At 68.2% G+C, this 11,702-nt stretch carries 11 protein-coding genes; 7 read left to right on the forward strand and 4 right to left on the reverse strand.

The features are described 5' to 3' along the window. Window positions 1-11 precede the first annotated feature (11 nt). The 5 genes from BLW48_RS07230 to BLW48_RS07250 are packed head-to-tail and all read left to right on the forward strand — an operon-like array spanning window position 12 to window position 5,965. Window positions 12-1,271: a lipopolysaccharide biosynthesis protein gene (locus BLW48_RS07230; RefSeq protein WP_093173719.1), complete on the forward strand. Its 1,260-nt coding sequence runs from the start codon at window positions 12-14 to the stop codon at window positions 1,269-1,271. Beyond that, window positions 1,268-2,515, forward strand: a complete 1,248-nt coding sequence (locus tag BLW48_RS07235) for a glycosyltransferase WbuB (protein WP_093173721.1) — start codon at window positions 1,268-1,270, stop codon at window positions 2,513-2,515. The genes BLW48_RS07230 and BLW48_RS07235 overlap by 4 nt, the downstream gene beginning before the upstream one ends. 28 nt (window positions 2,516-2,543) lie before the next feature. Further along, window positions 2,544-3,668 carry a UDP-glucose 4-epimerase GalE gene (gene galE / locus BLW48_RS07240; protein WP_093173723.1) on the forward strand — a complete coding sequence of 375 codons (1,125 nt, stop codon included), beginning with the start codon at window positions 2,544-2,546 and terminating at the stop codon, window positions 3,666-3,668. Continuing rightward, the gene (locus BLW48_RS07245; protein WP_093058343.1) at window positions 3,661-4,440 is read left to right on the forward strand and encodes a LuxR C-terminal-related transcriptional regulator; all 780 of its coding nucleotides are present in this window, start codon (window positions 3,661-3,663) and stop codon (window positions 4,438-4,440) included. Before galE ends, BLW48_RS07245 begins: the two co-directional genes overlap by 8 nt. A gap of 28 nt (window positions 4,441-4,468) precedes the next feature. Continuing rightward, complete coding sequence (locus BLW48_RS07250) at window positions 4,469-5,965, forward strand: mannose-1-phosphate guanylyltransferase/mannose-6-phosphate isomerase (RefSeq protein ID WP_093173725.1); 1,497 nt, start codon at window positions 4,469-4,471, stop codon at window positions 5,963-5,965. Window positions 5,966-5,991: 26 nt separating this feature from the next. Here BLW48_RS07250 and BLW48_RS07255 read toward each other — a convergent pair whose 3' ends face one another. After that, entirely contained in the window at window positions 5,992-6,594 is a 603-nt protein-coding gene (locus BLW48_RS07255) for a DJ-1/PfpI family protein (RefSeq protein ID WP_093173727.1), read from the reverse strand. A gap of 85 nt (window positions 6,595-6,679) precedes the next feature. Here BLW48_RS07255 and BLW48_RS07260 point away from each other — a divergent pair, with 85 nt between their 5' ends. Continuing rightward, the gene (locus BLW48_RS07260) at window positions 6,680-8,014 is read left to right on the forward strand and encodes an aminotransferase-like domain-containing protein (RefSeq protein ID WP_093173729.1); all 1,335 of its coding nucleotides are present in this window, start codon (window positions 6,680-6,682) and stop codon (window positions 8,012-8,014) included. Window positions 8,015-8,060: 46 nt separating this feature from the next. Here the strand turns inward: BLW48_RS07260 and BLW48_RS07265 are convergent, their stop codons facing one another. From BLW48_RS07265 to BLW48_RS07275, 3 genes are all read right to left on the reverse strand, one after another. Next, window positions 8,061-8,717 carry a dihydrofolate reductase family protein gene (locus BLW48_RS07265; RefSeq protein ID WP_093173731.1) on the reverse strand — a complete coding sequence of 219 codons (657 nt, stop codon included), beginning with the start codon at window positions 8,715-8,717 and terminating at the stop codon, window positions 8,061-8,063. A 169-nt stretch (window positions 8,718-8,886) separates the two neighbouring features. After that, complete coding sequence (locus BLW48_RS07270; protein WP_177142291.1) at window positions 8,887-10,023, reverse strand: DSD1 family PLP-dependent enzyme; 1,137 nt, start codon at window positions 10,021-10,023, stop codon at window positions 8,887-8,889. Window positions 10,024-10,034: 11 nt separating this feature from the next. Next, on the reverse strand, window positions 10,035-10,679 hold the full coding sequence (locus BLW48_RS07275) for an HAD family hydrolase (RefSeq protein WP_093173735.1): 645 nt from the start codon (window positions 10,677-10,679) through the stop codon (window positions 10,035-10,037). Window positions 10,680-10,751: 72 nt separating this feature from the next. Here BLW48_RS07275 and BLW48_RS07280 point away from each other — a divergent pair, with 72 nt between their 5' ends. Further along, on the forward strand, window positions 10,752-11,663 hold the full coding sequence (locus BLW48_RS07280; protein WP_093173737.1) for a LysR family transcriptional regulator: 912 nt from the start codon (window positions 10,752-10,754) through the stop codon (window positions 11,661-11,663). The last annotated feature ends 39 nt before the right edge of the window (window positions 11,664-11,702 follow it).

An 11,702-nucleotide genomic window follows, 5' to 3' on the forward strand; every position in this document is an offset into this window, starting at 1 on the left:
CAGCCGACGCCATGAAGCACTTCAGCCTGTCACTTGCTCCGCCCGGCGCGCGCATGGCCTGGCTGTCGGGCCTGGGCGCGCTTGCTTCGCGGCTGTATGTGTACCTGTCGGGCTTCCTGGCGATCTTCCTGATGGCGGCGAGCATTTCGCCGGCGCGCTTCGGCGAGTACTCCATCTACCAGTCGGTCATGGAAGTGGCGCTGGTGATGGGCACGCTGGGCAGTTCGCTGCTGTTCTCGCGCAATGCGGCGAGCGTGCCGCCGGGCGTGACGCGCGGCGACGTCGTGCGCACGCTGGCCATCGGCCTGCCGCTGGCCACGGTGCTGGTGACGGTGATCCTCACGGTGCAGCACATGCCCGTGGGCGACGCGCCCTTCCTTCTGCTGGTGGCCACGCTGGCGGTCTTCTCGTTCAACAGCCTGCGCCTTTCGTTCAGCCGCGGCCTGGGCCACGCGGGGCTGCTCAACCTGGAGGCCGGCATCCGCGCGACCATCCTGGTCGTGGGCATAGGCCTGTGCGTGGCGGTGCGCTTCGACCTGGGCGTGGCGCACCTGCTGCTCATCAACCTGTTCGCCGTCGTGGTGGTGTGCGTGGCCGTCGGCCTGCCGGGCAATGGCGCGGCGCCACCGGCCGGGCGGGCCGCGCTCGGGCTGGCATCGCAGGCCGGTGCGACGGTGTATTCGCTGCTCATGTTCCTGCTGCGCAAGTCGGACCTGCTCATCGTGGCGTACTTCATGCCGCTGAGCTACGTGGGGGCCTTCAAGCTCGCGTTCCTGCTGGCCGAAGCGCCGTCGCAGTTCGTGCAGGCCTTCCTGGTCACGAAGACGCCCGCGATGCTGGAAACGGACGCAGGCAATTTCACTGCGGCCAAGCTGCGCCTGGCGAAGCATTCCTTCCTGCTGGGCTGCGGGCTCTTCGTCGGGCTGGCTGCCCTCATCTCGGTGGCCGCGCCGCTGCTCAAGCTGGGCAACGAGGCGCGCACCATCTTCATGTGCATTGCGCCGTACTTCCTGCTGCGCACCTACACGATCCACCACGAGATGGTGCTGTCGCTGAAGACCTCGATGGGCTCGCTCGGCGCCTGGGCGCTGGTGGAGGTTGCGCTGCGGCTGGCGTCATACGGCGCGGTGGTGATGGTCTTTCCGGACAGGCCGCACTACGTGTTCTTCATTGCCTGCGTGACCGACTTCGTGCTGTACGAGACGCGCATGCGCCTGCAATTCGGCTTCTTCCCGATCGTGCGCCTGCTGACGCGGAGGCAGGCATCGTGAAGATCCTCGTCTACTCGATGAACTTCGCTCCCGAACTGGCCGGCATCGGCAAGTACTCGGGCGAGATGGCCGAGTGGCTGCACGCCCGCGGGCATGAGGTGCGGGTGATTGCGTCGCCGCCCTTCTTTCCGCAGTGGTCGGTGCTCGAGGGCTACTCGGCATGGGCCTACCGCAAGACCGACTGGAACGGCGTGACGGTCTGCCGCGCGCCCACCTGGGTGCCTTCAAAGCCTCGTGCGCTGGGGCGCATCGGGCACCTGCTGTCGTTCACGCTGTCGAGCATTCCGCTGCTGCTGGCGCAATTGCGCTGGAAGCCTGACGTGGTGTTCGTGGTGGAGCCGCCCATCTCCTGCGCGCCGGCCGCGCTGTGCTTCGCGAAGCTGCTCGGCATCCGCTCCTGGCTGCACGTGCAGGACTACGAAGTGGACGCTGCATTCGGCCTCGGCTGGTTGCGTGGCGAACGCGTGCGGCGCTTCGCCCTGGCCGCCGAGCGCTGGCTGATGCGCAAGTTCGACCGGGTGTCGTCCATCTCTTCCACGATGTGCACCAAGGCCCTGGAGAAAGGCGTGGACGAATCGCGGCTGGTGCTGTTTCCGAACTGGGTCGACGTGGAAGCCATCCAGCCCGTTGCGCGCCCGCCTGTGGCCGAAGGCGTGCCGGCGCAGGGCTTTCGGGCGGAGCTGAACATTCCCGCCGGCGCGGTGGTCGTGCTCTACGCGGGCAGCCTCGGCAGCAAGCAGGGCATCGAGCTGCTGGCCGAAGCGGCGCGCTTGCTGGTGTGCTCCCACAACATCCACTTCGTGTTCTGCGGCAACGGCCCGAGCCGGGCCTCGCTGATGGACGCCTGCATCCGGCTGGGCAACACGCATTTTCTTGATCTGCAGCCTGCCGAAAGGCTCAACGAGCTGCTGGGCATGGCCGACATCCACGTACTGCCACAGCGCGCCGATGCCGCCGACCTCGTCATGCCGTCGAAGCTGGGCGGCATGCTCGCAAGCGGCCGTGCCGTGATCGTGACCGCGCATGCCGGCACCGCGCTCAGCGAGGCCGTGTGGGGCCGCGGCGTGGTGGTCGAGCCGGGCGATGCGGCGGCGCTGGCCGATGCCATCGAACAGCTCTCCATGTCGCCCGAAACGCGCGAACTGCTGGGCTCGGCCGGCCGCCGCTTCGCCGAGGCCGAACTTGACCGCAACGCAATCCTGCAGCGCCTCGAAGAGGAACTGCAGCGCTGCATCGCCGGCTGACGCGGCACCCCACACGAGGACCACGACCATGCCCAAGTCCACATCCGCACCCAGGGTCCTCGTGACCGGCGGCGCCGGCTTCATCGGCAGCCACACCTGCGTGGCGCTGATCGCCGCGGGCTACCTGCCGGTGGTGCTCGACTCGCTCGTCAACAGCGATGCGCGCTCGCTGCACCGGGTGGCGTGCATCACGGGCGTCGAACCCGTTCTCGTGCGCGGCGACGTACGCGACGCGGCAACGCTCGACCGCGTGTTCGCGGCACACGGGATCGAGGCGGTCGTGCATCTCGCGGGGCTGAAGGCGGTCGGCGAATCGGTGGCCGACCCGGTGAGCTACTACGACGTCAACCTGGCTGGAACCCTGGCGCTGGTGCAGGCCATGGGCCGTGCGGGCGTGCGCACGCTGGTGTTCTCCTCATCGGCCACTGTGTACGGCGACTCGCAGCCCTCGCCCATTGCGGAGAGCGCACCTTACGGCGCGGTCAACCCCTACGGCCGCACCAAGGCCATGGTCGAGACCGTGCTGGCCGACCTGGCGCAGGCCGATGCGCGCTGGGGCATTGCCTGCCTGCGCTACTTCAACCCCGTCGGCGCGCACGAAAGTGGCCTGCTCGGCGAGCGCCCGCACGGGCCGCCCAACAACCTGATGCCCTACATCTCGCAGGTCGCGGCCGGCGAGCGTGAATGCCTGGTGGTGCACGGCGACGATTACGAAACGATCGACGGCACCGGCGTGCGCGACTACGTGCACGTGATGGACGTGGCCGAAGGCCATGTGGCGGCACTGCGCCATGCAGTGCGCCACAGCGGCATTCTCATGACCAACCTCGGCACCGGCCGTGGCGCCTCGGTGCTCGAAGTGGTGTCGGCCTTCGAGCGCGCAAGCGGCCGCCGCATTGCCCTGCGCATCGGGCCGCGCCGCCCCGGGGACGCACCTGCCTACTGGGCCGACGCGCGCAGCGCCTTCCTCGCCTTCGGCTGGCGCGCGCGCCGCGACCTCGACCAGATGTGCGCGGACAGCTGGCGCTGGCAGGCCGCGAACCCACACGGCTTCGACGATCCGGCGCCGGCCTTTACCGCGGACCTCCCGCGCTTTCAGAGCAACGGCACCAGCACCCACATCAACTCCAACCTGGGACACACCCATGTCTGACAACCCATCCCCCTTTCTTGGCGAGCAGGCCGATGGCCGCTCGGGGTTTCCACCGGGCATCGTTCCGCCTGTTGCGCCGCTGTGGCCCGGCTTCCTGACGGGGCAGGAGGATGCACCCGTGCGCGTCCTGCTCGTGGATGACGACGAATTCATGCGCCGGGTGATAGCGCAGGAGCTGCTGTCGGACCTGCGCATCCAGCTCGAAGGCCAGGCAGGCAGCCTGCGCGACGGCCGCCGTCTGCTGGCCACGCACGAGTTCGACGTGCTGATGGTCGACCTGCGGCTTGGCGACGGCACCGGCTTCGACCTGATCCAGGAAGCCCGCGAGCAACATCGCACGGGAGAAATCATCGTGATCTCCGCGCTCGAGGACGAGTCGCACGTGCTGCATGCCTTCGAGCTGGGCGCCACCGGTTACCTGCTGAAGGACGCGTGGCTCCAGAGCTTCGCGCAGGCCGTGCTGCAGGTGGTCAACGGCGGCGCGGCCATCACGCCGCGGCTCGCGCGCCGACTGCTCTCGCGGCTGAGCCACCGGCCCGACAGCCGCACGCCGCCGTCGGTGGAGCCGCCCCCGCGCGAAGCGACGCTGACGGCGCGCGAGTGCGAAATCCTGCGCTTCGTGGCGCGCGGCCATGTCACCGAGGAGATCGGCGTCAAGCTGGGCATCTCGGGGCAGACCGTCAACGCCCACATCAAGAACATCTACAAGAAATTGCACGTGCATTCGCGTGCCCAGGCCGTGAGCTATGCGGCGTACTCCGGCCTGATCTGAACCCCGCCCCACCACAACGCAAACGATCATGAACACCCCCCTCATCCATCCCGTGGTCCTGTGCGGCGGCAGCGGCACGCGGCTGTGGCCTTTGTCGCGCAAGGCGCTGCCCAAGCAGTTCGCGCCGCTGGTCGGCGGCAAGAGCCTGCTGCACCTCACGCTCGAACGGCTGTCGGTGCTGAATGCCGACATCACCTGCGTCACGTCGGAAGACCATCGCTTCCTGGTGAAGGAAGCGGTGGAAAACGCGCACGCCACGGGCCGGCAGATCCTCGAGCCGGTGGCGCGCAACACCGCTGCCGCCATGGCCTCGGCCGCCCTGCTGGCCGAGCCCGACGACCTGCTGCTGTTCGCGCCCTCCGACCACCACATTCCCGACGCCGCGCTGTTCGCCCGCACCGTGCGCACCGGCGTCGAGGCCGCATTGGCCGGCAAGATCGTCACCTTCGGCGTGGTGCCGAGTTTTCCGAGCACCGCCTACGGCTACATCGAAGCCGGCGAACCCTCGGCCGACGGGTGCAGCCAGGCCGTGGTGCGCTTTGTCGAAAAGCCGACGGCAGCGGTGGCTGAACAGCTGATCCTGCATGGCGGCTACAGCTGGAACGCGGGCATCTTCCTCGTGCAGGCGCGCACGCTGATCGCAGCGCTGCGCGGGCATGCACCCGACATCCTGCTGTCCTGCGAGCGCGCCACTGCCGCCGTTGCAACCGACGGCAGCTTCCTGCGGCTGGACCGCGCAGCCTTCGAGGATTGCCGAGCCGACAGCATCGACTACGCCGTGCTCGAAAAGCACAAGGACATCGCTGTCGTGAAGTTCGAAGGCCTGTGGAGCGACGTCGGCAGCTGGAACGCGGTTGCCAGCCTGCACCCGGCGGACGACGCGGGCAACCGGCTGAGCGGCAAGGCCAGCGCGCTGAACTCGCGCAACACCTTCATCCACGCGCCGCACCGGCCGGTGGTGGCGCTGGGTACCGAAAACCTGATCATCGTGGACACGCCCGACGCCGTGCTGGTGGCCGGCGCGGGCTGCGCGGAGCAGGTGGCCGACGTTGTGCGCAAGCTCTCGCTGGAAGGCTGCGCCGAGGCCACCGAGCACCGCCGCGTGGTGCGGCCCTGGGGCGCGTACGACAGCATCGACCTGGGCGAGCGCTTCCAGGTCAAGCGCCTGACCGTGAAGCCCGGTGGCAAACTGTCGCTGCAGATGCACCACCACCGCGCCGAGCACTGGATCGTGGTGAAGGGCACGGCGCGCGCCACCTGCAACGGCGAAGTCACGCTGGTGCGCGAGAACGAATCGATCTACCTGCCCTCGGGCGCCATCCACCGGCTGGAGAACCCGGGCAAGACCGTGCTCGAAGTGATCGAGGTGCAGACCGGCGGATACCTGGGCGAAGACGACATCGTGCGCTTCGACGACACCTACGGGCGCTGCGGCCCGGTCAGGACACTGGCCGATGCGTCGCCGACGCAGGCTTCGGCCGGGTCGGGGGCGAATGCGGTGCTGCATGCGCCCATAAGGCGCTGAGCTGTCGATTCAGCCCGCGCAAGAGGTCATTGCGGCAGGTACGGCGTGATGTTCCCGAGTGCGTTGGCCACGTAGGCTTCCTTCTCGCCAACCGGGGCGACGTAGTGAAGCGCTGCGGCGGCAGCCTCCAGCCCTTCGGTGCGGGCGATGATCCAGCCGGCCAGGTAGGGCGCAGCAAAGCAGCCACCCGCAGTTGCGACATTGCCACGCGCATAGAAGGGCTGGTTCAAGACCTCCACGCCGGCCTCCTGCACCCAGGGCTTGGTGGTCAGGTCGGTGCAGGCCGGTATGCCGCCCACGAGGCCGAGCTTGGCCAGGATCAAAGTACCGGAGCATTGCGCTGCGATCAGCTGGCGGGCCGGATCGAGCGCCAGGCGCCCCATCAGCTCGGGGCTGGCGACGACCTCCCGCGTCTTCACCCCGCTGCCGACGACGACGGCATCAGCAAGGCGCGCATCCTCCAGCAACGACTGGGCGCGTACGGTCACGCCGTTCATGGACGTGACTTCCGGGGTCGGGCAACACAAAGTCACGCGCCACCCCGGCTTCTTGATACGGTTGAGCACGCCCAGCGCGATGAGCGAGTCCAGTTCGTTGAAGCCGTCGAAGGTGAGGATCGCGATGTGCATAGGATTCGTGCGTGAGGGCTGAGATGCGCTCATCGTAGGCCGGGCGATCAATACAATCAAAAAATTGTCATGGATACATCGCACGATGGCCGAAGCCCGCTACAAGCAACTGGTCGATGAACTCGCCGCCGAGATCCGCGCGGGACGCCTTCAGCCGGGCACCCGCCTGCCTACGCACCGGCGGCTGGCCGAGCGCCACGGCCTGGCGCTGGTTACTGCTTCGCGCGTCTATGCGGAGCTGGAGGCGATGGGGCTGGTCAGCGGCGAGGTCGGCCGCGGCACCTTCGTGCGCGAAGCGGCGATGCACGGCGGTGTTGGCGTCGATCAGCGGACCATGGCACCGGACCTGGTGGACCTGAACTTCAACTACCCATCGCTGCCCGGACAGGCCGAGCTGCTGCGCGCCGCACTGCGGCAGCTCGCCGCCGGTGGTGAACTGGACGCCATGCTGCGCTATGCACCCCATGGCGGCCGAATGCATGAACGCGCCTGCGTCGCCCGGCATCTCGCGTCGCGAGGACTGGCGGCCGAGCCGTCGAGCGTGCTGCTCGTCGACGGCGCACAGCACGGACTGGCAGTAACGGTGATGGCGCTGCTCCAACCGGGCGACGTGGTCGCCGTCGACGCCCTCACCTACCCCGGCTTCAAGGTGCTCGCCGAGGCACACCGGCTGGAACTGGCGCCCATACCGGCATCCGGAGAGGGGCCGGACCTGGACGCGCTGGAACGCCTGTGCGCGCGCCGCCGCGTGAAGGCCATCTACGCGATGCCGACCCTGCACAACCCGCTGGGCTGGGTGATGAGCGCAAGCCGGCGCCGCCGGCTGGCCGCCATCGCAAGACGGCATGGCCTGCTCATCATCGAAGACGCCGCCTACGCCTTTCTGGCGGACGACGCGCCGTCGCCGCTGGCAACGCTGGCACCGGAGACGACGGTGTATGTCTCGGGTCTTTCCAAGAGCGTGGCGACCGGGCTGCGCGTGGGCTTCGTCGCCGCGCCCGATGTGTTGGTGCCCAAGCTCGAACGCGCAATCCGGGCCACGACTTGGTGCACGCCGGGCGTGACCACGGCCATCGCCTGCGCGTGGCTGGAAGACGGCACGGTCAACCGCCTCGAGGCGGAGAAACGGCAGGACGCGGCGGCGCGGCAAGCCATCGCCAGCGAGGAGCTTGCCGGACTGCGGTGCGTGCGACACCCTTCGTCGTACTTCGTCTGGTTGTCCATGCCGGACGAAACCCGCGCCGACTTGGTTGCGGCGGCGCTGATGCGCGATAGCGTCTCGGTGTCCACTGCCGAGCCCTTCGCGACGTCACAGCACGTGCCGCATGCGCTGCGCCTCGCACTGGGGTCGGTCGGGCTGGACGAGCTGCGCAGTGCGCTACGGACGGTGCGACGGGTGATCGAGGAGCGGTCGTTCTGAGATGACGTGGCGGGACCCCGTCGACATTTGAGCCACTCTTCCCATGTCAAGGCGCGCTGCGGCGCAGGAACATATGCGTGGCGCGCTCGCCTGCCACCTGTCGTTCGCAGCTGTAGCCCATCGCCGGCAGGTCCAGGCCTGCGAACAGCGCCTCGCCTTTGCCCAGCAGCACCGGACGCACGGCCAGGTGCAGTTCGTCGATCAGCCTGGCCTTCAAGTATTCGCGTACGGTGGCCACGCCGCCGCCCACGCGCACGTTGCGCGCACCCGCGGCGACCTGTGCCTGTGCCAGCGCTTCGCGGATGCCGCCGGTGACGAAGTAGAAAGTAGTGCCACCCTGCATCGTCAGCAGCGCGCGGGCATGGTGGGTCAACACGAAGACCGGCACGTGGTACGGGGGCTCATCGCCCCACCAGCCTTTCCAGCTCTCGTCCGGCCAGGGACCGCGCACCGGCCCGAACATGTTGCGTCCGAGAATCCAGGCACCTATTTCGGCGAAGCCTTGTTCGGCGATCTCGTTGTCGATGCCGGTCTCGCCGTTGGCCTCGCCCGTCTTGTGCATCTGCTGCCAGACGCGCGTGGGAAAGAACCAGTCCATGAGTTCAGGACCACGAACGCCCAGCGGGTGCTCCAGGCTCTGGTCTGGGCCAGCGGCGAAGCCGTCGAGCGAAACGCTGAAGCTGCGCACCAGTACTCGGGTCATGGGGCTGTCTCCTGAAAAAAGAGAGGCCACATCCTAGCGCGGTCGGCTTCCTCTGGGGCGACAAGGCTGGTGGCAAGATTCAGGAACCCTCCACGCGCACCCTGCTGCGGCGGCTCGACTTGGCTGACCGACACGAGGCCGCTCTCGCTCAAGCGCCGACGCTGTGCACTCACCAGCCGTGGAACCGCCCCCAGGTTTCCAGCGAGCCATCTTCAGACAGCGCCTGATATTCGGGAAACTGCGCGCCAGTCGCACAAGCGTGGTTCGGCAATATGCGCAGCCGCGTCCCGATGGGAAAACGCGCCGCAATGCCCGTGTCCGGCGCGCCTTCGCGCGAGAGGATGCCGTGCTCCTGGTTGGCACCGCTGAGCACGTAGCCGTCGAGTACGGTCCCATCCATGGAGCAGACCTGCCCATAGCCGAAGTCACGCTTCTGCTTCTGCGTGCCACGGTCGCGGCTCATCGCCATCCAGCCTGAGTCGACAATGGCCCAGCCCTTGTCGGCCTGGTGGCCGATCACCGTGGTGAGCACGCTCAGGGCGATGTCGTCCTCGATGCATACGCCGATGTTGCGCATCACGAGGTCGAAGAACACGTAGACGCCGGCCCGCACCTCGGTAACGCCCTCGAGCGCCTCGGCCATCAGCGCCGTAGGCGTCGAGCCCACGCTGACCACCGGGCACGGCAGGCCCGCGTCGCGCAGCCGCTGGGCAGCGCGCACGCTGCCCGAGCGCTCCTGTTCGGCCATGGCTCGCAGGGCTTCGGGCGTGTCGAGCTCGTAGCTGGAGCCGGCATGCGTCATCACGCCGCCGAGGCGCATGCCACCGTCGTGCAACACATGCGCCACTTCGAGCAGCGCGTCTTCTTCGGGCCGGATGCCGGAGCGATGGCCGTCGGTATCGACCTCGATCAGCACGTCGAACACCTCGCCGTTCGCGCGGCCGAACTCCACGATCGCGCGCGCCGACTCGACACCATCCGTGAGGATGCCCAGCGCGCAGCCTCTACGGCGCAGGTCCATCGCATGCTGCAGCCGGTGCGGCGCCATGCCGACGGCATAGAGGATGTCGGTGAAGCCCTCGGCAAAGAACTGCTCGGCCTCCTTCAGCGTGGAGACGGTGATGCCCTGCGCGCCCCCATCACGCTGTGCCTTGGCAACGGCGATGCACTTGCTGGTCTTCACGTGCGGGCGAAAGCGCACGCCGAGTTCGTTCATGCGCTGCTGCATGCGCGCAATGTTGCGCTGCATGCGCGAGCGCTCGATGAGGGCGGCGGGTGTGTCGATGGTGGCGAGGGTGTTGTTCATGAGCAAGCTCGTCATTTGCTGAAGGATTGCAGCCAGGGCAGCGTGGGTGCCAGCGTTGCCGCCTGCAGTTCGGGCGTCGGAGCACCCTGCGGCAGCGCCAGCCCGACGCGGTTATGCCAGTAGGTGCGCAGCCCGACCGCCGATGTGCCGAACATGTCGTAGCCCGAACCGGCAACGAAAGCCGCTTCTTCAGCCTTCACACCCAGCCGGTCGAGCGCCAAGCGATACGGACGTGGATCGGGCTTGTAGAAGCCGGCCTCCTCCGAAGTGACGACCACGTCCCAGTCGATGCCCAGCCGCGCCGCCGCGCGATGGCCGAGCCGCTTCGAGCAGTTGGTGACTACGGCGAGCTTGCAGTGCGGCTTCAGCGCCAGCAACAGTTCGCGTGCGCCGTCCCACACGGGCAGGGTGTCCCATTGGGCTTCGAGTGCGTCGGGCGCGGAGTCGGCCATGCCGGTGTGGCGCGCAGCGTCTTTCACCAGCTGCTCGTAGGGCACGTAGGCGCCGCAGCCGTAAGTGAGCCGCAGGTACTCGGCGCGCCAGGCGCGGCCTTTTTCTTCGGAACCTGCAGCGGTGTTCCAGGCGGTCCAGGAATCGAGCAGCGCCGTGAGCAGGTCGAAAAGCACGGCGCGTGGATAGGCGTTGTGGGCTTGCATGGGCACCGACTGTACGTTTCAAGGCCATGCTTGTGCTTCAATGCATGGTCATCAATCGTTAAGCACAAGTTAATGATCCAGATCGAAGACATGCAGCTTGCGGCCGCTCTGCTGCGCGAACCTTCGCTGAGCGCCGCGGCGCGCGCGCTCGACGTCACACCGCCCGCGCTGTCGATGCGGCTGCGCAAGCTCGAAGCCACGCTGGGCCTGTCGCTCGCCACCCGCACCGCGCGGCGGCTGAGCCTCACGCCCGAGGGCGAACGCTTCGCGCGCGAGGCGGCTACGCTGCTCGGCCAGATCGAGGGGCTGCGCGAGTCGATGCAGCGCGACGATCAGCGGCTCACCGGCACGCTGCGCATCGCCGCGCCCTTCGGCTACGGCCGGCAGTACATAGCGCCCATGCTCGCGCGCTTCGCCCGGCTGCACCCGGGGCTGAGCGTGCAGCTCGACCTGCGCGAAACCCCATGGCCCGACCGGCACGACGCCGACGCGGTGATCCACATCGGCACCGTGCGCGACTCGTCGTGGGTGGCGCGCACGCTGAGCGCCAACGAGCGCTGGCTGTGCGCGAGCCCGGAATACCTGCGCCTGCACGGCGTGCCCCGCGTGCCACGCGACGTGATGGCGCACGGCTGCATCAGCATCCGCGAGAACGATGAAGACGTGACGCTATGGCACGTGCGCCCGGCCAGCCGCGCAGCCGCCAGGGCCAAACCCCAGACCCTGCGCATCTCGCCCGCCTACGTTACCAACGACGGCGGCGTGGCCCGCCAGTGGGCCGAACAGGGCATGGGCTTGGTGCTGCGCTCCGAATGGGACGCGGCCGACGCCGTGGCACGCGGCACGCTGGTGCGCGTGCTGGCCGACTGGCAGTTCGACAGCGCGCCGGTCACGCTGCTGGTGCCCAGCCGCAAGGGGCGCACGGCGCGAGTGCAGGCCATCGTCGAATTCCTGGCGGAGAGCTTCGGCGCCAGGGAAAAGTAGTTGCGCGCATATCCATAGCCGCATTCATTCGTTGGCCGC

The organism is Variovorax sp. YR266 (assembly GCF_900107295.1).
Taxonomy (GTDB): domain Bacteria; phylum Pseudomonadota; class Gammaproteobacteria; order Burkholderiales; family Burkholderiaceae_C; genus Variovorax.

Excerpts from the sequence above, each read along its gene's own strand:
- BLW48_RS07230 (WP_093173719.1), top strand. The coding sequence starts at position 12 with ATGAAGCACTTCAGCCTGTCACTTGCTCCGCCCGGCGCGCGCATGGCC.
- galE (WP_093173723.1), top strand. The coding sequence starts at position 2,544 with ATGCCCAAGTCCACATCCGCACCCAGGGTCCTCGTGACCGGCGGCGCC.
- BLW48_RS07245 (WP_093058343.1), top strand. The coding sequence starts at position 3,661 with ATGTCTGACAACCCATCCCCCTTTCTTGGCGAGCAGGCCGATGGCCGC.
- BLW48_RS07250 (WP_093173725.1), top strand. The coding sequence starts at position 4,469 with ATGAACACCCCCCTCATCCATCCCGTGGTCCTGTGCGGCGGCAGCGGC.
- BLW48_RS07255 (WP_093173727.1), bottom strand. The coding sequence starts at position 6,594 with ATGCACATCGCGATCCTCACCTTCGACGGCTTCAACGAACTGGACTCG.
- BLW48_RS07260 (WP_093173729.1), top strand. The coding sequence starts at position 6,680 with ATGGCCGAAGCCCGCTACAAGCAACTGGTCGATGAACTCGCCGCCGAG.
- BLW48_RS07265 (WP_093173731.1), bottom strand. The coding sequence starts at position 8,717 with ATGACCCGAGTACTGGTGCGCAGCTTCAGCGTTTCGCTCGACGGCTTC.
- BLW48_RS07270 (WP_177142291.1), bottom strand. The coding sequence starts at position 10,023 with ATGAACAACACCCTCGCCACCATCGACACACCCGCCGCCCTCATCGAG.
- BLW48_RS07275 (WP_093173735.1), bottom strand. The coding sequence starts at position 10,679 with ATGCAAGCCCACAACGCCTATCCACGCGCCGTGCTTTTCGACCTGCTC.
- BLW48_RS07280 (WP_093173737.1), top strand. The coding sequence starts at position 10,752 with ATGATCCAGATCGAAGACATGCAGCTTGCGGCCGCTCTGCTGCGCGAA.